Origin of the sequence: Shewanella frigidimarina NCIMB 400, from assembly GCF_000014705.1 — a bacterium.
Taxonomy (GTDB): domain Bacteria; phylum Pseudomonadota; class Gammaproteobacteria; order Enterobacterales; family Shewanellaceae; genus Shewanella; species Shewanella frigidimarina.
Map to the genome: position 1 here is coordinate 2,219,913 of NC_008345.1, position 21,182 is coordinate 2,241,094.

At 39.6% G+C, this 21,182-nt stretch carries 16 protein-coding genes and 3 tRNA genes; 10 read left to right on the forward strand and 9 right to left on the reverse strand.

Annotated features, from left to right (window positions below; all coding sequences use genetic code 11):
- Positions 1–87 precede the first annotated feature (87 nt).
- Complete coding sequence (queE, locus tag SFRI_RS09645; RefSeq protein ID WP_011637340.1) at positions 88–756, forward strand: 7-carboxy-7-deazaguanine synthase QueE; 669 nt, start codon at positions 88–90, stop codon at positions 754–756.
- A 94-nt stretch (positions 757–850) separates the two neighbouring features.
- On the opposite strand, the gene SFRI_RS09650 is transcribed toward queE, so the two are convergent.
- The 4 genes from SFRI_RS09650 to SFRI_RS09665 form a co-directional block, all read right to left on the reverse strand.
- The gene (locus SFRI_RS09650; protein ID WP_011637341.1) at positions 851–1,912 is read right to left on the reverse strand and encodes a PLP-dependent cysteine synthase family protein; all 1,062 of its coding nucleotides are present in this window, start codon (positions 1,910–1,912) and stop codon (positions 851–853) included.
- A 348-nt stretch (positions 1,913–2,260) separates the two neighbouring features.
- A tRNA-Tyr gene (locus tag SFRI_RS09655) sits at positions 2,261–2,345 on the reverse strand.
- A gap of 30 nt (positions 2,346–2,375) precedes the next feature.
- Positions 2,376–2,460: transfer RNA gene (locus SFRI_RS09660), tRNA-Tyr, on the reverse strand.
- Positions 2,461–2,547: 87 nt separating this feature from the next.
- Positions 2,548–2,632 (reverse strand) — tRNA-Tyr (locus SFRI_RS09665).
- Positions 2,633–2,757: 125 nt separating this feature from the next.
- Between SFRI_RS09665 and SFRI_RS09670 the strand changes: the two genes are divergently transcribed.
- The 4 genes from SFRI_RS09670 to SFRI_RS09685 all read left to right on the forward strand — a co-directional run bounded on the left by SFRI_RS09670 (position 2,758) and on the right by SFRI_RS09685 (position 8,474).
- Positions 2,758–3,246 (forward strand): VC2046/SO_2500 family protein, encoded by a 489-nt coding sequence (locus SFRI_RS09670; protein ID WP_011637342.1) that lies wholly within the window; start codon positions 2,758–2,760, stop codon positions 3,244–3,246.
- A gap of 728 nt (positions 3,247–3,974) precedes the next feature.
- Entirely contained in the window at positions 3,975–4,934 is a 960-nt protein-coding gene (locus SFRI_RS09675) for a hypothetical protein (RefSeq protein ID WP_011637343.1), read from the forward strand.
- Between the two features lie 708 nt (positions 4,935–5,642).
- Positions 5,643–5,930 (forward strand): DUF406 family protein, encoded by a 288-nt coding sequence (locus SFRI_RS09680; protein WP_011637344.1) that lies wholly within the window; start codon positions 5,643–5,645, stop codon positions 5,928–5,930.
- A 339-nt stretch (positions 5,931–6,269) separates the two neighbouring features.
- A complete protein-coding gene (locus SFRI_RS09685; RefSeq protein ID WP_011637345.1) occupies positions 6,270–8,474 on the forward strand; it encodes a sensor domain-containing phosphodiesterase in 2,205 nt (734 codons plus the stop codon).
- A 197-nt stretch (positions 8,475–8,671) separates the two neighbouring features.
- Here the strand turns inward: SFRI_RS09685 and SFRI_RS09690 are convergent, their stop codons facing one another.
- On the reverse strand, positions 8,672–9,163 hold the full coding sequence (locus SFRI_RS09690; protein WP_011637346.1) for a YchJ family protein: 492 nt from the start codon (positions 9,161–9,163) through the stop codon (positions 8,672–8,674).
- A 4-nt stretch (positions 9,164–9,167) separates the two neighbouring features.
- The gene (locus SFRI_RS09695) at positions 9,168–9,755 is read right to left on the reverse strand and encodes a YybH family protein (RefSeq protein ID WP_244262866.1); all 588 of its coding nucleotides are present in this window, start codon (positions 9,753–9,755) and stop codon (positions 9,168–9,170) included.
- A gap of 125 nt (positions 9,756–9,880) precedes the next feature.
- On the opposite strand from SFRI_RS09695, the gene smrA reads away from it, so the two are divergent.
- Entirely contained in the window at positions 9,881–10,483 is a 603-nt protein-coding gene (gene smrA, locus SFRI_RS09700) for a DNA endonuclease SmrA (protein ID WP_011637348.1), read from the forward strand.
- Positions 10,484–10,694: 211 nt separating this feature from the next.
- Here smrA and SFRI_RS09705 read toward each other — a convergent pair whose 3' ends face one another.
- Positions 10,695–12,536 (reverse strand): M2 family metallopeptidase, encoded by a 1,842-nt coding sequence (locus SFRI_RS09705; protein WP_011637349.1) that lies wholly within the window; start codon positions 12,534–12,536, stop codon positions 10,695–10,697.
- Positions 12,537–12,731: 195 nt separating this feature from the next.
- Here SFRI_RS09705 and psrA point away from each other — a divergent pair, with 195 nt between their 5' ends.
- Entirely contained in the window at positions 12,732–13,373 is a 642-nt protein-coding gene (psrA, locus tag SFRI_RS09710) for a TetR family transcriptional repressor PsrA (protein ID WP_011637350.1), read from the forward strand.
- A gap of 11 nt (positions 13,374–13,384) precedes the next feature.
- The gene (locus tag SFRI_RS09715) at positions 13,385–15,661 is read left to right on the forward strand and encodes an acyl-CoA dehydrogenase (RefSeq protein WP_011637351.1); all 2,277 of its coding nucleotides are present in this window, start codon (positions 13,385–13,387) and stop codon (positions 15,659–15,661) included.
- Between the two features lie 276 nt (positions 15,662–15,937).
- On the opposite strand, the gene pyk is transcribed toward SFRI_RS09715, so the two are convergent.
- Entirely contained in the window at positions 15,938–17,377 is a 1,440-nt protein-coding gene (gene pyk / locus SFRI_RS09720) for a pyruvate kinase (protein WP_011637352.1), read from the reverse strand.
- A gap of 429 nt (positions 17,378–17,806) precedes the next feature.
- On the reverse strand, positions 17,807–18,661 hold the full coding sequence (locus SFRI_RS09725) for a MurR/RpiR family transcriptional regulator (RefSeq protein ID WP_011637353.1): 855 nt from the start codon (positions 18,659–18,661) through the stop codon (positions 17,807–17,809).
- Between the two features lie 337 nt (positions 18,662–18,998).
- Here SFRI_RS09725 and zwf point away from each other — a divergent pair, with 337 nt between their 5' ends.
- Complete coding sequence (gene zwf / locus SFRI_RS09730; RefSeq protein ID WP_011637354.1) at positions 18,999–20,468, forward strand: glucose-6-phosphate dehydrogenase; 1,470 nt, start codon at positions 18,999–19,001, stop codon at positions 20,466–20,468.
- 9 nt (positions 20,469–20,477) lie between these two features.
- Entirely contained in the window at positions 20,478–21,176 is a 699-nt protein-coding gene (gene pgl / locus SFRI_RS09735; protein WP_011637355.1) for a 6-phosphogluconolactonase, read from the forward strand.
- Positions 21,177–21,182 lie beyond the last annotated feature (6 nt).

The following is a 21,182-nucleotide window of genomic DNA, read 5'->3' on the forward strand; positions in this document are numbered from 1 at the left end:
ACTTGCAGCTAACGTTAAAATACTCTATAAATGCCGACCCGTTATAAGCCAGGTAGCCAATACTTGTCTCTAGAAGTAAGGTAAACGATGAAATATCCCGTTAACGAAGTATTTGAAACAATACAAGGTGAGGGCACATATACTGGTGTTCCTGCACTGTTCGTTCGCTTGCAGGGCTGTCCTGTAGGTTGTGCATGGTGTGATACAAAGCAAACCTGGGATGTGTTACCCGAAAACAAAGTGACCGCAGAGCAAGTGATTCAGGTCGACGGCACCATCGGCAGATGGGCTGATCATACAGGCTATACGTTACTGCAAGCATTTCATGATAAAGGCTTTACTGCTAAGCACATTGTGTTAACCGGTGGTGAGCCATGTTTGTACAATTTGACAGAATTAACCACGATTTTTATTGAGGCTGGTTATCAGGTACAAATAGAAACCAGTGGCACGTTTGACGTAAAATGTCATTCAGATGTGTGGGTTACTGTATCACCTAAAATCAATATGAAAGGTGGCTACAAGGTACTAGAACAAGCATTAAATCGTGCTAATGAAATTAAACATCCTATCGCCACAGAACACCATATTGATGAATTAGATAAATTATTACTGAATATTGATGTCAGCGATAAAACCATTTGCTTACAACCTATTAGCCAAAAGGCGCGAGCAACAGAACTTGCCATGAAGGTGTGTATTAGCCGTAACTGGCGTTTATCGATACAAACACATAAGTATCTGAATATTGACTAAAAGTGTTTATTTAGTGTTCATTATGACCACTTGTTTTTTTACGAAACAAAAAAGCCGTTGAATCAATATTCAACGGCTTTTTAATTTTAACAGGTTAACGAAGTAAACCTGATTCATTAAACGCGACGAGTTTTTCTCGGTAGTGTTCGAAACAGCCAATATTGTCTTCTATCCATTGCGGGTTGTAATAGGTATCAAGATAGCGCTCACCCGCATCACAAATTAAGGTCACAATAGAACCTGTTTGACCTTCGTTACGCATTTGTGTTGCTAACAGCAACGCCCCATATAAGTTAGTACCAGTAGATGCGCCTGTTTTACGCCCTATGAGTTGCTCTAACCACTGAATCGTTGCGATTGAGGCGGCATCAGGGATCTTAATCATAGAGTCAACTACACCAGCAATAAATGACGGTTCAACACGTGGCCGACCAATTCCCTCTATTTTACTGCTCTTATCGCTAATAATGCTCGCGTCACCATTGTGAAAGTAATCGTAGAATACAGAATTTTCGGGGTCGACGACGCACAACTGCGTTTGTTGCTGCTGATAACGAATATAGCGGCCAATGGTAGCGCTGGTGCCACCAGTACCAGGACTCATTACAATCCAGCTTGGAATAGGATGGGGCTCTTTTTCCATTTGGATAAATATAGAATCAGCAATATTGTTATTACCTCGCCAATCGGTGGCTCGCTCAGCATACGTAAATTGGTCCATATAATGGCCTTGCAACTCAGCGGCTAATTTTTCTGATTCAGCATACATTTGGCTACCATTATCGACAAAATGACATCGCGCACCATAAAATTCAATTTGTTGAATCTTCTTTTTAGCAGTCGTTTGTGGCATTACAGCGATAAAGGGCAATCCAAGTAATCGCGCAAAATAGGCTTCAGATACAGCGGTGCTCCCAGATGAAGACTCAATAATGGGAGTGTCTTTTTTTATCCAGCCATTACATAGCGCATACAGAAATAGTGATCGAGCTAAGCGATGTTTTAAGCTACCTGTTGGATGAGTACTTTCGTCTTTTAAATAAATGTCTATACCATCAAGTTGCGGAAGATCTAATTTTATAAGATGTGTATCTGCGGAACGTTGATAATCGGCTTCTATTTTTGCGATGGCCTGATTGACCCAAGTAGATGACATGCAATGATACTCGTTATTCCAAAAAGGAATAAATAATAACTAAAATGTAAAGTTAAGAGTAGTGTTTATCGCTATCAGCTAACATATATTTTAAAAAATGCTGATGTTGAGTTGCATTGATAAAAATAGGTGGAAGAACGAGGTAGTATGGAAAATGATTTTGTGAGAAATACCAATGAATTAAAATGATAGCATAAGGTTTACAGGTTGTATTAGTGGGTTTGTTTTTTTGTAACAAAGAAAAGGTTGTTTGTAGAATATAAACGAGGATTTTTGGTCAAATGAATCAATAGAAATAACAATCAATAATTGAACTAAGCAGCAACAAACTAAGCTCGAGATGTAAAATGGTGGAGGGAGAAGGATTCGAACCTTCGAAGGCTGAGCCGTCAGATTTACAGTCTGATCCCTTTGGCCACTCGGGAACCCCTCCACAGCAAGATAAATAAGATTAAAAGAAAGATGGTGGAGGGAGAAGGATTCGAACCTTCGAAGGCTGAGCCGTCAGATTTACAGTCTGATCCCTTTGGCCACTCGGGAACCCCTCCACATATTTTCTTTTTCTTACTATCTTTTTACATTCTAACTCTTTACATCTTTAACAATTTTAAATTTACACTTTGTAGCAACGCAAATGGTGGAGGGAGAAGGATTCGAACCTTCGAAGGCTGAGCCGTCAGATTTACAGTCTGATCCCTTTGGCCACTCGGGAACCCCTCCTCAATTGCGGTCGCCATAGTAGTCAGAAACCTTTTATATGTAAAGTACATAATTGAATATTTTACTAAAGTTTATGACTGTTTGGTCGATAAAATAGCATCGAGCAGTAGTGGTGATGTTTTTATATGCAAATTGAGTCAACATTAGTCAATGAGTTACAAATAGGGAGCCGATTAAACGTTGCGATTGAAAACAATCGTCGCGGTGAATTTGGTTTGCTGTTGGCTATGCTGTCAATTGATGCTCGCGATATGGCTCAATTTCAATTAGACAATGATGTAGAGAGCACACAAAAACTGCGACAACGATTTTCTGTACCTCAACCTCAATTATTAGTCGATGATATTTCTGTTCACCCAGACACTATCGATAACGCGATGATATTTCAGCAACAAGGTGCACGTCAGTTTCAACTTCAACAAGCATTAACGCCAGAAGCATTAGTGATTAGAGGTTCTCAATCAGATTCTATGGTTGAAGTATTAAGTAACTGCGACTACCTAACTAAAAATAAAGCGATTAATGCCTACCAACAACATACCCCGTTAGAAGATATGCACTTTTTAGAACAATTGAGCACGCAACGTAAGATATCTAGAATTTTATCAAATTAAGATCGCAGAGAAAACGCATGTACACCTAAAAAAGTACAAGTGATAACTTAATGATTTTTAAAGTATAATATAAGTTTCAAAAAATAAATCTCAACGACCAGCTAATAAATGTGAGTAATAAGCAGATCTGGATCAAAAAGAACCATCGCCAACAAACATATATTCAAAAATCACCTCGAAAGAATGAATGTTCAGGTGCATAAAAACATCACGTTTTAACCCTTTTTGAAGTCTGAACTATACTTAGTAGCAGAGTAATAACAGTGTAAGGTTCCTCATAAAATAATTTTTTGTTTTATGTTCTATACGCGACAATTTTTCTGATTATTTTGGTATTCGGTTGGGGTGTATATCCCAATTATTTGACATTGTAGTGACGAACTAAAGCTGATGCTCTATTTGCTGAAGATGATGCAATACCAATCGAACTAAATTAAGTGTACAGAGATTGATCTGGAGCAATTAGCACTTACTAGCCGATGTTGCAGGAGCTAGGTGTTCTTACTTCAAAACTGACTACACGGTAAGGTTAAACTCGTTTATCTTTGAATTAACATGTTGATAAGGTGATAATCGTTTGCATTTTTTACCCTTGCCCTACAAACTCTGATCTCACCTTAATCGGATTACTGTAACCCTAAATCGAAATCATAATTTTTTAAGTTCCGTAAAACAATAAGTTCCGTGAAACAAACTGAGATATCGTTATTCTCAATTAAGGAGCAATAATGGGATTTTTACTACTTTTCTCAATGAGTGTTATCAATTACTGTTTGAAGCGCCTTCTAATCGCGACAGGAATGTTCTCTTTCATGCTTTCTACTATCGGATTAGTTGCCATCGCGCTGGCGGCAACTAATCACGCCCATGCTGAGGTCATTGATATTGTACGTTTTCATCAACCGCACCCTAAGGAAGATCTGCGCTACCTTTATACTACTGAATTAATAGAGCTCTCATTAAAGAAAACCCAACCGCTTTATGGGGATTATCGTATCCAGCAATCTCATAACCCCATGGCGAGGGATCGTGTTTTAAGACAGCTAATCAAAGGGCAAACAATTAATGCTTTTGTAGCCGCAACCAATTCAGAATGGGAAAGTAAAACTATTCCTATTCGTATTCCAATTTTCAAAGGTTTGCTTAGTTATCGTTTATTATTAATTAATGCCAAAGATCAATATAAGTTTAATAAAATTATCGATGCAGAGCAGCTTAAGCAGCTACAAGCCGGACTCAAACCACAGTGGACAACCACTTTGTTAATGCAAGCCAACAACTTCCCCATTGTCAAAGGAAATACCTATAAGGGCCTATTTGCTATGCTCAGTCGTGGTAGATTTGATTATTTCCCACGTGGAATCAATGAAATATTTGTTGAATTTGATAAAAATCATGATCAATTTCCTAATATTGTCATTGAATCAAACTTGGTGATTTATTTACCATCGCCATCTTATCTATTTATTAGCCAAACTCATCCGAGGCTTGCAGAGCGTATTTCGACCGGACTGGAAATGATGGTAATTGATGGTAGTTTTGATGAGATTTTTTATCGCTATCATAGTGAAAATATTAAAAAAGCAAAACTAGAAAATAGACGAGTTATCAACATAGAAAATACTTGGCTTCCTCCTTTAACACCTTTATCTAACAAATCATTATGGTACCAACCTGATTTCAAATAATGGTATTAAGCTCACTTATAAACTTGCCTTATAACTATTAATTGCTTATTAAACAGCATGCTAGTCTGTGTTTGTTGGTTGATTTAACTAGTGAGAAATCAGATCTAAGCTTAAATCCTATTAAAATATAAATCAGATTAATTTGATGAATATGACTCTATATTCTGCACTTATTCGCGTACTTGTTCGATTAACACTTTGCATTTTACTACAGCTCCGGTGATATCGGTTTTAATTGCTTTGAGTTTAGTGTCTTGCCCTCACAGTTAAATTCTTGCATCATCAAGTTTAAACGACGGGAACAGTTCCGCCATTTTAAAGTCCGTTACACACTCTGAAATGTGCGAATCTACACGATCTAATTCTTATGTCTCGTCTGATTTTTTGCTAATTTCACTAACTCTTGCTCTACACGAGTGCTGTCTAAGTCCACCAGTGTATCTTGACACTTTTTGAGAATCCTAGGTTTTTCTATGAAAGTCGCACTGACATGAATTTACGCACTTTTGTTGCTGAGCGTTTACCCCAACTAAGCGTTGGTTTATAAATACTGCCAATTATTTACAACTGGCTTAACTGCTGAGATATCAGTCTATTATCCTGAGACAATCAATTAATTTTTGATAATTGTGAGCATGGTAAGTAAAAGCCTGCCTAAACTGAGTTATATTTGCCGTTTGACGTTGTTCAAACTGATGGGGTGACATAATGATTAAGCAAATTAAACAGCAGCAAGGTAATGTCAGTGACAGTTGTACTGAATGCGGCAGTTATGTAGATATTGGCGCTGTTGTGGAAGCAGAAGATACGATATTACAGCTTAGCTTTGTAGGAGACGATGCCTTATTGCAAGCTCAATCTATGCAGCAAGTGGCTCAAGAGCGTTTTCCTGATACTAAAGCTGACATTATTGATGAAGATAGTGCTATTTCTTTAAAGCTTGATTTTGCGTTCAGCGTAGAGAAAATGATTTTTCAACTTGAAAATCAACTGTAGACTTCAGTCATTAGTATTATAAATTAAAGCGGTCATATAATTGTTGTTAAACACTTTTTTGTGGGAGTGAGCTGAGCGTGTCAACTATCCAAATAAAGCGTAACAATATATTAGTAAAGGATTGCTGTTTTTGAGTATCGCGTGTAATGTGCTTTACTTAACTGAAGGTATAGTAGCTCATGGTAATGTAATGCTATTGAGGCTTTTTACGCGAACTTCACTCCCTGTGTATTATTGTTACATTGTCACTCAAATTCTGAATGTCAGAACTAATAAAAACAAGTGTACTGAGTTAATAATGTAAAAATTTAGGGTTATGAAGCCAATTTCGGGATGTAAATGAATCGAAAAGAGCAACAGCACTTATTGGAATTAATTGTAAATTCCAGTGCTAAACAACAAGGTGATTTCACAAAAACCGCAGAGTTGGTGTGCCAACTTCTGCGTGAGTATTTCACTGCATCATTTGTGTCAGTTTGGACTCTGGTCAGTAAAACCGATAACGATGACTTTGCTGCTGATGACAATTTCATTTGTGAGCATACTTTAGTTGCAAGTAAGATTGATGAAAAGTTGAGTCATTCATCTCATTTGAGACAAATCACAATAGATCCTCAGTATTTCAATGAACTACGGTCTCACCGTTACATTTTATCTTCTGACAATCCGCATATAAATCTAGTTCAAACATTTTCTGATTACTACCAACATCATAACATCATCACCAGCATTGATATTGCCATCCGAATCAATGGCCATATTGAAGGTGTGTTATCGGTTGAAAGTTGTGCCGATGTCAATTGGATAAAATCAGATATTCAGTTTGCGATTCAATGTGCTGACCAATTAGCGCTGACGTTAGCTACACGTTATACCTATGATAGTAATGAGCAAATTTATTTATTACGCAATGCAACCGAACAATCAGAACATGTAGTGATGCTGGTGAATACCGATAGTCGAATCATCGAGTACGTTAATAGTGCACATGAGAAAATGACAGGGTTACCTCGCACTACGGTTGAACATCATAGTGCTTCAAGTCTTGATATTTTTAGAAATACCCCGCAATTACTCGACCATATCATCAGTAAATTACGTAATAGTGAGATTGTTAAAGGTGATCTTAAACTCGCGCGAATAGATGGCAGTGAATATTGGCTGAATTACCACATAACACCGTTCGTAACAGAACAGGGTAAGCATTATGCGTTAGTGTCTAGTTATGACAATTCGGCTGAATATTTACACAAAGCAGAATTAGAGCGTTTAGCATGGCATTGCTCATTAACTGGCTTACACAATCGCAGTCATTTTACCCCTCAATTAGATCGTGCCACTGATGGGATATTGATTCTTATTGATTTATTAGGCTTCAAACGCTTTAACGATACTAATGGTCATGCACAAGGCGATAGCTTATTAATTGAGACTGCTCGGCGCCTAAAACACTTTGCCGTATCAACCAATGCTATTGATGTTGCCAGAATAGGTAGCGATGAATTTGCGATATTATTGCCGCCAATGTTACCGGAAACGGATATAGAACAAATGATCGGCCGGCTGTATATGAATCTAGCCGCTCCATCAGTTATCTCACGAGAAAAAGTTGAACCTAAGCCTGCGATTGCAGTGGTTGATATTAAGTCTGTTGTCGGGATGTTTGCCCCGTTATCTTGTGCTGATATTACCTTGCAATATGCAAAAAAGAAAAATGGTACTCATTACCAGTTTTTTAATGAAGCACTATTGGAAACATTCACTATCAATGCTGAAATAGAGCGAGACTTACACCATGCGATCCGTGGTCGTGAGTTTGAGTTGTATTATCAACCCTTAATGGATTTGCAAAATAATAAATATATTGGCGCTGAAGCATTAATTCGCTGGAATCATCCTAAAAAAGGCGTGTTATATCCAGGCGCGTTTATTGAAATTGCAGAACAAACTGGAATGATTAATCAAATCGGTGAGTGGGTATTAGAAACGGCCTGTAAACAATTGAATTTGTGGCAACATAAAAACGTTAATATTGCGATGCATGTGAATGTAGCCGCGCGGCAATTTTTTAGCGGCAATCTGTACGAACAAGTTTGGCGGTTGATTACCCGTTATCACATCAAACCAAAGACTTTGATCCTTGAAATCACTGAAACAGAACTCATGGGTGACATTCGTTATGCTATTAATTTATGTCACGAATTAGCAGAGTTAGGCGTAGGTTTAGCGATTGATGATTTTGGAACGGGTTATAGTTCGATGAAATACCTTAAACAGTTTCCTATTTCGAAATTGAAAATTGATCGCTCATTTATTATGGATATTTCTTCTAGCCACGAAAGCCGTGAGATTGTCAGTGCGATTATTGCGATGGCAAAAGCATTGAATATTTCGTTAACTGCAGAAGGGGTTGAAACCAAAGAGCAAGAGGAATTTTTAACATTGAGTGCTTGTCATCATGCTCAAGGATTTTTGTACAGTCCAGCTATTCGCGTTAATGATTTTGCCTTGTTTATTAATGCACATGAAACAATACAACACTAATTTATATCAGTGATGGATTCATTGTTTAGTCATAATAGTCCATTGTCGTGCTCATCTTGCTTTGTTTCACATGACTCTGTTACAACCGATTTATTGAACAATCGTGAATTTCGTGATTGTTCAATACCGATATACCAAGCCTGAGCCTGCAATGACATCAATAATCAATAATATCCTAGGCATGTTGCGCAGAAATGCTAACGCATAAGCTTAGCGCAACATAGCTTAAATTTTTTGCCACTAGAACAGATACAAGCATCATTTCGGCTAGGTAATGGAGTTTGCATTTGTTGCCCGTGAGTATAAAACCAACAACCATCCTGCTTGATAAAAGACGAACATTCATAAATAGCATCAATGTGTTTATCTTCAATAAACCACGCTTTAAACGTTACTTCACCATGGTCAGACTCTTGTTTAGACGACAACACCTGCAACCCTAACCACTGAACATCACCTTGAGCAAGCTGTTGCTCTGTCAAACCGTGTAAATAGTCAGCATGATGCGTTGTTATCAAGTAATGAAATTGTCTTAACACAAAGGCGCTATATCGCGAACGCATTAAATGCTCTGGTCGTTCTGCTACGGCATGACTCAAATGATAGGGTTCACAACATTTGCTGTAGAGCTGTTTACTGCCACAAGGGCAGAGTGTAGATTTGGTGTTTATTAAATCATTCTTGTTCATCGGGTCATTCTTGTGATGTAGCAGCGATAAATTGTCGACCATAGTAAAGATTTGGTACTGGTTTAGCATCATAGTAAAAATGCGGCGCAGCGTGAGTATTAGAGTCGACACTAATTTTCCACTGTTGCTTACTGTCTTTGGTAAACACAGTCACAAATTTACCCGCAAACTCACTGACCGGTTCGCCTGATTCTTTACCCGGGTGAAAACGTACTAAATAATAACCTATATCGGTTGCACTATTTGGCTCGCTATAACGTACAAGTACACGGAAATCGACTTCAAGCTTGGCATTTTTATGTTTAATTTTATTAAAAAATCGACTGTAAAGATTGAGTATGCTTTCTTTGCCACTAATAATTCCTCTATCTTGTGTTTCAGAAATATACACGGCATCGTCTGTGTATATTTGTTCCATAGCGGATAAATCAAGTTGTTCAAAAGCGTTAGTCAATTTTGTAAAATTAGTATTCAATGTTTGGTGGGGGATCGGCTCTGCGCCATAAACATTCAAAGTGCTTACGCATAGACTCACAGCAAGTAACAATAAAGATAGCCATGGCATATTCAAAATGGTCAATATTCTTTTCAAGGAATGATTCTCTTTTTATCTAATGTAAATCAAATAATGGCAAGCGATACCGTTAGCATAACTATAAATTATTCATCAACTTTGCTAAAGGATTGAATCTTTACAAAGTATGTAGGAGGTGACATATGTCATTAAGTGATGACGAATTATTTTTACAAGAAATGGCCGATGTGACCCCTCTAAAGTTTGAACATCAGCCAACATCCCCTCAAGTATGGCTTAATCCATTAAGTTTAACAGATGCACAACTAGCAAAGCGAGCGGCTGCTGAACAACATGAGTTGTTACAATTATTACCTATAGAGCCTTTTCTGTTTACTCCAGTTAAGCCGGATGATGTAGTGAGTTACAAAATGGATGGCATTCAAGACGAAGTTTTTAGACTACTCAGACTTGGAAAGTACCGTGTTCACACTGAACTAGACTTACATGAATATCGACTTTTACAGGCACGTGATAGTTTGGTTAATGGTGTGTTGAGTGCTTATGAGCGCGGCGAACGTAATATATTGGTTATTCATGGTAAGGGCTATAAAAGTAAACCTTATCCAGCGTTGATGAAATCCGCGGTTTGTCATTGGTTACGATCTATTGAGCCTGTAATCGCATACCATTCAGCCACTAAACAGAGCGGTGGGGTCGGAGCTGTCTTTGTGATGCTAAAAAAATCACAGCAAAAAAGAATTGAAAATAGCGAGCTGAACAGAAAAGGTCACGGTTTTAGGTAGGTTTTCAGCTGATTAATTATCGGTATAAATAAAAAAGACGCCAATTTATATTGACGTCCTTTTTAAGGGTGAATTAATTAGATGATAAAATGCTAGTTTCTGAGTGGCCATTTATTTGAGTCAGCTACTGATTCAGCCCTAGCATTTATTAATTCAACCAATCGCTATAACCCTTAGTACATATCATTAGTACAATTGGTCATCACTAGCGTTACCAGCCACACTGGCGATTAGCTTGGGTATTTTGCTCATCTAACCACACTTGCAATGGTGCAAAGTAATCTAATACTGCCTTGGCATCCATTTTATCAGACCCAGTCACAACACTCAGTGCTTCCGGCCAAGGTTTGCTGGCGCCCATTTCGAGCATTTCATTCAACTTAGCCCCAGCTTCTTTATTTCCATAAATGCTACAGCGATGAACTGGGCCGGTGTCTCCTGCAATATCACACAGTGCTTTGTGGAATTGGAACTGCAACACATGTGCTAAGAAATAACGTGTATAAGGAACATTGCCTGGTACATGGTATTTAGCACCAGGATCAAAATCGGCTTCTGTACGTTCAATTGGCGCTTTAACACCTTGGTATTTTTCGCGTAAGTCCCACCAAGCTTGATTATATTGATCAGGTTTAATGGTGCCGTTAAATACTTGCCAGCGCCATTGGTCAATCATTAAACCAAAAGGCATAAAGGCAATTTTATCTAATGCTTGTTTTAACAATAAACCAATGTCTTTTGATGCATCAGGTACAGTTTCGAGTAATCCGATTTTTTGTAAATATTTAGGTGTAATTGATAACGCAATCGTGTCACCAATGGCTTCATGGAAACCATCGTTGGCAGAGTTTTTAAAGATAAACGGCTGATTTTTATAAGCGCGTTGATAGAAGTTATGGCCTAATTCGTGATGAATGACGGTAAAATCTTCAGCGTTTTTCTGGATACACATTTTTATGCGGATATCATCCAGATTATCTAAGTCCCACGCAGATGCATGACACACTACATCACGGTCTTGCGGTTGAACAAACATTGAGCGAGTCCAAAACGATTCTGGCAGCTCGCCAAAGCCAAGTGAAGTGAAGAAACCTTCAGCTTGTTTGACCATTTTAATTTCGTCATAGCCATTTTTAGCTAACAGTTCGGTAACATTGTATCCGGGATCAGCATCTTTAGGCGCTACGTTGTTATAAATCGTGCCCCATTGCTGAGCCCACATGTTGCCCAATAAATGTGCAGGGATAGGGCCCGTCTTAGGCGCAACATCATCACCGTACTGCTGGTTTAATTCACCACGCACATAACAATGTAATGAATCATATAAAGGCTTAATTTGTGCCCATAGGCGGTCTAATTCGGCAGAGAATGCTTCTGGCTCCATGTCATACTGACTACGCCATAATTCAGATAAGTCGGCGTAACCTAAATCTTGCGCGCCTTGATTGGCTAATTCGACTTCACGTTCAAATAGTGGACGCATTGGTTTTGCTATTTCACGCCAACCTTGCCAAGCTTCTAAAAGTACCGCGGGATCTTTAGACTCCGCCATAAGGTTTGATAGCTCTGGTTGAGTTAAACAGCGACCATCAGCAAAACAATATTTTCCTTTACCATATAGACCGTTGAGTTCAGATGCGATACTCGCAAGTTCTGCGTTCTTAGCTGGGTCTAGCGGGGCAGGTAAAACAAGGCTGCTGCGTAAGCTGTTAAGTTTTCTGGCATTAACGGCATCAAGTTCTACATTGGCATATTTTGCCGCTTCTGTTGCATAGCGCACAGATGTTGAAGTGACTTTTTCACCCATTGCGGCAGATAAAGCCGCGGTGTCGTCAGTGATAAAATTGGAATAAATCCATTCCGCACGATTAGCTTCAATCGACAAATCCGCTAAATCGGCTTCTGCTTGGTTAATGAAATTAATTGCTGCAGTGGCATCAATTTTTTCAACTGGAGCGGGAGCAGGCTCTTGAGTGTCATTACAGGCACTTAATCCTAATGCTATTGAGACAATTAGTGCAATTTGAGACGGTCGTTTTAAAGGCAAGTTCATATTGGTTGCATCCTTGTTTTTATTATCGGCGTCAGTGTACCGAAAAATAGCAATCATTGCATATAAGTTAACAATCTGGTGCAGTTGTTACGATTTCTGTTGTCTAGATTAATAAAGAAAGCTGACAATTTCGATTGACATCTGTGCGCTCAATGATTAATTTAAACAGGTGTTTAAATTAATTTGGGTCTGGGAATGGCAAGCCGTACTGATACAAAAACAAGAATACTCGATGCAGCTGAAAAGTTGTTCGCTGAAAGAGGTTTTTCTGAAACGTCGTTACGACTGATCACCAGCAAAGCTGAAGTCAATTTGGCATCTGTTAATTACCATTTTGGTTCGAAAAAAGAATTAATTCGTGCTGTATTAGCAAGATACTTAGATGTGTTTATGCCAAGCGCCGCGATAGAGATTAAACGTATACATCATGCGCCTGAAAATTCGTCACTAAATGAGATTTTTTCTGCTTTAATTAAACCGTTACTTGAGCTTAATAAAGTACGCAACGGCGGCACGATTATTTTCTTGCAGTTGTTAGGTCGTGGTTATATTGAAAGCCAAGGTCATTTGCGCTGGTTTATTACCACACATTATGGCGAACATTTAGCGACGTTCGTACAAGCTGTATCGGCAAGTGCACCACACATTCCTGCGGCAGAAATGTTTTGGCGTTTGCATTTTACTCTAGGAACTATAGTGTTCACTATGGCTTCTGCAGATGCACTAAATGAAATTGCTGCAGCAGATTATGGCGAACACAACAATATTGAAGCCATTATACGTAAAGTTATCCCCTACATGGCAGCAGGTGTTGCTGTCCCTGTGTTAACAAACTAAGAAGGTATAAAATGAGTATCGTCATATTGCTAGTTATAGCGATCATTGTCCTCTTTGGCGTGCGTAATATCAGGATGCAATTTATCACGCGTCCAGTATTTTCGTTCTTCAAAAAAGTGTTGCCTCCTTTGTCGACTACCGAGAAAGAAGCAATGGAAGCGGGTGATGTTTGGTGGGAAGGTGAGTTATTCCGCGGAAAACCAAACTGGAATACCTTACATAGTTACGGTAAACCAACCTTAAGTGCAGATGAACAAGACTTTCTTGATAATCAAGTTAACACCGCATTAACCATGATTGACGATTTTGATATCGTCCATAACCGTAAAGATCTCCCGCCAGAGTTATGGCAATATTTTAAAGAACAAGGCTTCTTCGCATTAATCATTCCTAAAAAGTACGGTGGACGCGAGTTTTCAGCATATGCAAACTCAACAATTGTAGCCAAAATTGCCACGCGTAGTGTCAGTGCAGCCGTGACTGTAATGGTACCTAACTCTTTAGGCCCTGGTGAGTTGTTGACACATTACGGTACTCAAGAGCAAAAGGAGCGTTGGTTACCTTCGCTTGCAGTTGGTAAAGACATTCCCTGTTTTGCGCTTACAGGCCCAGAAGCGGGTAGTGACGCTGGTGCAATACCCGATATCGGTGTTGTTTGCCTGCGCGAATTTGAAGGCGAAGAGACATTAGGCTTAAGCCTAACGTGGAACAAACGCTATATTACCTTAGCGCCAGTTGCTACTGTACTCGGTTTAGCGTTCCAAATGCGCGATCCCGACGGTTTACTCGGTGACGTTAAAAACATTGGCATAACGTGCGCGTTGATCCCAACTGACCATAAAGGTGTTGAGATTGGTCGTCGTCATAACCCATTAATGATGGCGTTTATGAACGGTACAACAAGTGGTGAAGATGTATTTATTCCATTAGATTGGATTATTGGTGGCCCACAGTTTGCCGGTAAAGGCTGGCGTATGCTGGTTGAATGCTTGTCTGCAGGACGTGGTATCTCATTACCTGCTCTGGCAACCGCATCGGGCCATGTGTGTACCAAAACGACCACAGCCTACAGTTATGTTCGTCAGCAGTTTGGTATGCCTATTGGTCTGTTTGAAGGTGTACAAGAAGCGATGGCGCGTATTATCGCCAATACTTACCAGCTTGAAGCTGCACGTCGCTTAACCACGCAAGGTATCGACTTAAAAGTTAAACCTTCTGTGGTGACTGCAATTGCAAAATACCACATGACAGAGCTAGGCCGTGATGTGTTAGAAGATGCGATGGACATTCAGTCTGGTAAAGGTATCCAATTAGGACCAAAAAACTATTTAGGTCATGCTTATATGGCAACACCTATTTCAATTACCGTTGAAGGTGCAAACATCCTCACTCGTTCATTGATGATTTTTGGTCAAGGTGCAACCCGTTGTCATCCATATGTTTTGGCTGAAATGGAAGCCGCTGCAATGGAAGATGAAACTTCTGCATTAGATCGTTTCGATTCATTATTGCTCGGTCACATTGGTTATGCGATGGGTAATGCATTACGTTCATTTGGTAGTGCACTAACAGGCAGCCGTTTCGCCAGTGCACCAGTGAGTGGCCCAACGCAGCAGTATTATCGTGACATGACGCGTATCTCTTCGTCACTTGCCATTATGACTGATTTATCGATGTTAATTATGGGTGGGGATCTTAAGCGTAAAGAAATGATATCTGCACGTATGGGGGATGTACTAAGTCAGTTATATCTTGCATCTGCTACGTTAAAGCTGTTTGAAGATAACGGTCGTCAGCAAGATGATTTACCAGCCGTGCATTATGTGATGACTGAACGTTTACATTTAGCGGCTAAAGCGCTTAATGACGCGATTCGTAATTTTCCGAGTAAAATCGCTGCTGTATTACTACGAGTGTTGATTTTCCCATTAGGTAACCACTTCAATGCACCAAGTGATAAATATGCAGTTGATTTAGTCAAAGGTATGCTTAAGCCTGGACCCGCGCGTGACCGCATTACTTTCCTTTGTGGAGAGTTTGACGGTGACACTAGCGGTATTGCTGAAGTTGAAAGTGCGTTCTTAGCTAAATATGCAGCGAAAGATTTGTATAAGAAGCTTAAGAAAGCACAACGCAGCGGCCATATAAAATCTAAACTTCCTATGCTTGAGTTATTTGACGTGGCGTTAGAGAAAGACATTATCACTGAAGCTGAGCATAAACAGCTTGTTGAGGCGGACGTATTACGTTTAGCTGCTATCAACGTGAATGACTTTGAAGAACTATAAGCTCAGTTGATTACCTTGATGTAAATCTTAGATGCAAATTGGCCCTGACTCTGTCGGGGCTTTTTTTATCCATCACCTTATGGTTAGGCGAGTAAGCTGACGAATGATTAAGCGGATAAGCAGGGTACTGTAACAGCTTTGAAGGTCACTTTATTTCGGTATATCGTTAGTATTCAAAATAACCAATAAAAAAGCCAATCCGAAGATTGGCTTTATCGTTAACGAGATTATCACTGGATGTACGTTAGTGAATGTTGCTCGTTATGTTCGGCTTATTTAAGCAACGATCAACACTTTACACGTGTTAGTGCCACCGATGGTTTCCATCGCGTCACCTTTAGTCATCAGTACCATATCACCACTGACTAAATAACCTCTGTTCACCATGCAATTTAATGCTTCTTTAGCTAGCTCATCAGCAGGGTATGCCGTTGAGTCAAACTCAATTGGTTGTACACCACGGTACATTGCCATGCTGGCCAATGTCTTTTGATGACGAGATAATGCAAAAATAGGTAAACCAGAACTGATGCGTGACATTAACTTAGCTGTCGCGCCAGATTCAGTTAACGAAATAATCGCTTTAACACCAGGTAAATGGTTAGCCGCATACATGGTAGAAAGCGCAATCGTTTCTTCAACAGAAGAGAAACGTTGATCCATGCGATGCTTAGATACATTCACACTTGGGTGTAATTCTGCACCTAAACAAACGTTAGCCATAGCCAAAACCGTTTCTTCAGGGAAATCACCAGCAGCGGTTTCTGCTGAAAGCATTACCGCATCAGTACCGTCTAACACAGCGTTAGCCACGTCCATGACTTCTGCACGAGTTGGCATTGGGCTAGTAATCATCGATTCCATCATCTGGGTCGCAGTGATCACCGCTTTGTTTAGTTGGCGAGAACGTTCAATTAAGCGTTTTTGTACGGCAACAAGTGCAGCGTCACCAATTTCAACACCCAAATCACCACGTGCTACCATCACTACGTCTGATGCACGGATAACATCATCCATCGCTTCATCGCTTTCAACTGCTTCAGCACGTTCAACTTTAGCAACGATTAGCGCTTTACTGCCTGCTTCAAGTGCTAATGCACGAGCTAAATCTAGATCAGCACCGGTACGTGGGAATGATACTGCTAAATAATCAACATCAATCATGGCTGCGGTTTTAATATCAGCCATGTCTTTTTCAGTAAGGGCAGGAGCTGTTAAACCGCCGCCTTTCTTATTGATGCCTTTGTTATTCGATAACGGGCCAGCAACAGTAACCGTTGTGAAGACTTTGTGGCCTTCAACACGGTCAACTCTTAACTGCACTCGACCATCATCAAGCATTAAGATATCGCCAATGACTACATCATTAGGCAATTGCTTGTAATCAATACCAACTTGTTTATCATCGCCTTCGCCTTTTGCTAAGTCAGCATCAAGAATAAAGCTATCACCTAAGTTAAGTTTGATTTTTTGGTTATCTTTGAAGGTAGAAATACGTATCTTAGGACCTTGTAAGTCACCTAAAATAGCGACATGCTTGCCCAATTCTTTAGCAATTCTACGAGTATCCGTAGCACGCTTTAAATGATCTTCTGGTGAACCATGTGAGAAGTTAAGTCTGACAACGTTAGCACCTGCTGCGATAATTTTACGTAAATTATCATCGCGGTCAGTTGCTGGCCCAAGTGTGGTAACGATTTTAGTTCTGCGGAACATAAGATACTCCGTTAAGGATAAGAAAGATTTTTTGTTAAATTGAATTTGGTTATTTAAAGTACTCAAACAATATTAGCACTTAAATGATGCAACTATATTAACAGACATTCTGACTAAATGTAGTAAAGTTACCAACAAAATGATCGTTTTTAATATGTAATTTATGTGACAGATCAGCGATTTTTACAATAAAAAAAACCAAACAGACTAATCCGTTTGGCCTCGTGAACAATATTTGATTGCTGTCGATGAAATTTTACGCGATCAAACATAACTGAATTGTGTAATTATTTATCAGTTATCTTGAAAGCTTCATGCAAAACTATCAATTTATAGAGTATAGGCTCTATCGTTACACAGCCTAAAGCGAACAATTTACTCAGTTTAATAAAAATCCAGTAAGAGATGTTTATTTCACCTCCCATCAATTTAGATGGTCAAATCCTTGTTCACACGAGATTCTTTCAACACTTCCTTCACACGTTTTAAATTATCACGGAAACGAGGGCCTCTACGTAAGGTAAAGCCTGTTGCCAACACATCTATGGTAACCAATTGTGCTAAGCGCGATGCCATCGGTAAATACATGTCAGTGTCTTCAGGGACTTCCATCGTTACAGGCAGAGTGCACTCATAAGACAATGGTGAATTTCGGGCGGTAATGCCAATCACGGCAGCGCCATTTTCACGCGCAATACGGGCAATTTCAATCAGTGATTTAGTGCGACCTGTATGCGAAATCAATACGACCACGTCACCTTCATTACAGTTAATACAGCTCATACGCTGCATTAACACATCATCGAAACATATCACTGGTACATTAAAACGGAAGAACTTGTTTTGCGCATCGTGGGCTACAGATGCTGATGCGCCAAGGCCAAAAAACGAAATAGTCTTAGCTTGAGTGAGAATATCGACCGCTTTATTTATCGCTGATGTATCTAAACTTTGACGGGCAGTATCGAGCGATGCCATTGAAGATTCGAAGATTTTTGTCGTGTATGACTCTGGCGTGTCATCTTCTTCAACGTGGCGACTAACATAAGGTGTGCCGTTAGCAAGACTTTGAGCCAAATGTAACTTAAAATCAGGGAAACCCTTTGTGTCTAATCGACGACAAAATCGGTTAACCGTTGGTTCACTAACATCAGCCATCTTTGCTAATGTGGCAATACTTGAATGTATAGCTGTTTGCGGTGAGGCTAATATGACTTCGGCAACTTTACGTTCCGATTTACTAAATTGGGTAAGGCTTTTTTGAACCTTTTCAAGGGTATTCATAAGCAAGCATCCGCTAAAAAGTAGCTAAAAGTAGGTAATGTAATTTTATATCATAACTTACAGGAATTACGTGATTTAAGTTATTTATTTACCTTTGACAGTAATCTGTAGTTATTTTTCAAGACATAGATCACGGTAGAATGGTTCTCAAGCCTTGTAATTGGTAGAAAATCATAGCAGATAATAGATACACATGACTAGATTAACAACAATAGAATAAATGCAAATTAAAGATGCAATATTTAAATTCTGTTGTTATATTACAACAAAAGTGTGCTTTTATTCATCGACCGAATTCGAACATGACACACACATATTATTAGGAGAGCTTTCAGCAATGGGCAAATCAATTGGAGCCAAGGCTTGCGACTTCGTACTTTTCGGTACAAAAGGCGATTTAGCTAGGCGTAAATTATTACCTTCTCTATATCAGCTAGACAAAGCAGAGCTACTTGATAAAGAAACCAAGGTAATCGGTGTAGCAAAAGACGCATTTACTCAAGAAGAGTTTGTCGCCCTCGTTACTAAAGCACTAAATACATTTGTTAAAGATGAACTTTGCCCAACCACGTTAGCGCGCTTCCTCAGTCGTTGTCATTATATCGGTACCAATTTTACAGAACCTGAAGGTTACAGTGCCTTCCACGATTTACTTGAACCAAGTAAACGCGTCATGGTGAACTACTTCGCTACACCTCCTTCGATTTTCGGTGCCATATGTCGTTGTTTACATGAACAAGACCTTATTCAATCTGACACCCGTGTTGTGCTCGAAAAGCCGATTGGTACTGATTTAGAATCATCTCATGTGATTAATGACCAAGTGGCTGAATTCTTCAACGAGAACCAGGTTTACCGTATCGACCATTACTTAGGTAAAGAAACAGTACAAAACCTGATTGCTTTACGTTTTGCTAACTCATTGTTTGCCTCTAAGTGGGATAACCGCACGATTGACCATGTACAGATTACTGTAGCTGAAGAAGTGGGGATCGAAGGGCGCTGGGGCTACTTTGATGGCGCAGGCCAAATGCGTGACATGATCCAAAACCATTTATTACAAGTGTTAACTTTGGTTGCGATGGATCCACCTGTCAATTTAGATGCAGATAGTATTCGCGATGAAAAAGTAAAAGTACTTAAGTCACTGCGTCCAATTAACCAAGACAATGTGTATGAAAATACCGTCCGTGGTCAATACAGTGCGGGTTTCTTAAAAGGCTCGCCTGTTCCTGGTTACCTTGAAGAAGACGATGCCAATACACAGTCGAACACTGAAACCTTTGTGGCACTTCGCGTTGATATTGATAATTGGCGTTGGGCTGGTGTGCCATTCTATTTACGTAGTGGCAAGCGTATGCCGTTCAAGAGCAGCGAAATTGTGGTGTATTTTAAAAACCCACCGCATAACTTGTACCGAGCAAGCTTGCGTAATCTTCCACCAAACAAATTGACCATCCGCTTGCAACCTCATGAAGGGGTTGAAATTCAGATGATGAACAAAGTTCCTGGTCTTGAGCAAAAGCAGCGTCTACAAACAACCAAGCTTGATTTAAGTTTTAGTGACACCTTTAAAAATGAACGTATTGCAGATGCATATGAACGTTTGTTATTAGAAGCCATGTTAGGTAATCAAGCCCTGTTTGTTCGTCGTGATGAAGTTGAACAAGCATGGAAATGGGTTGATGGAATTATTCAGTCATGGGAACAAAGTGGCGAAAGACCTAAGCCTTATCCTTGTGGAACATGGGGACCTGTGGCATCGGTTGCATTGATAACCAAAGATGGTCGTTCTTGGGACGAGTAGGGAGCTCACATGATTAAAGATACTGTATTTAAATCGTTCGACACTCCAGCTGATTTAGAAGCTAAATTAGCCGACAAAATTGCTAAGCAATTACAGGATGCTGTCGACACACGTGGTAAAGCCAGCTTGGTGGTATCGGGCGGTTCAACACCGTTGAAATTATTTGAGCTATTAAGCCATAAACTTGTCGATTGGAGTGATGTTTATATTACTTTAGCCGATGAGAGGTGGGTTAATGCTGATGAAAAAGATTCAAATGAAAGATTGGTTCGCGAGCATTTATTGCAAAATAGAGCTGCCAGTGGAAAGTTTCGTGGTTTAAAAAATATGTTCGCAACCCCTGAAGCCGGTTGCGATATGACCAGTGAATCATTGGCTAATTTCCCACGTCCTTTTGATGTGGTGATATTGGGAATGGGTACAGATGGACATACTTGTTCATGGTTCCCTTGCAGTGCAGAACTTGATAATGCATTAACCACTAAGGCTTTGTGTGTTGCGGTCAATCCGACTACGGCTCCATATGCACGTATTAGTTTGTCTAAAGATGCCATTTTAAATAGTCGTCAGATTTATTTGCATCTTGTCGGAGAACCAAAATTAACGGTTTATCATCAGGCTCTTGAGAATGATGATGTTACCCAAATGCCCATAAGAGCAGTATTAGCGCAGCGTAAAACGCCCGTTGATGTGTTCTATAGCGCGTAAGGAGTT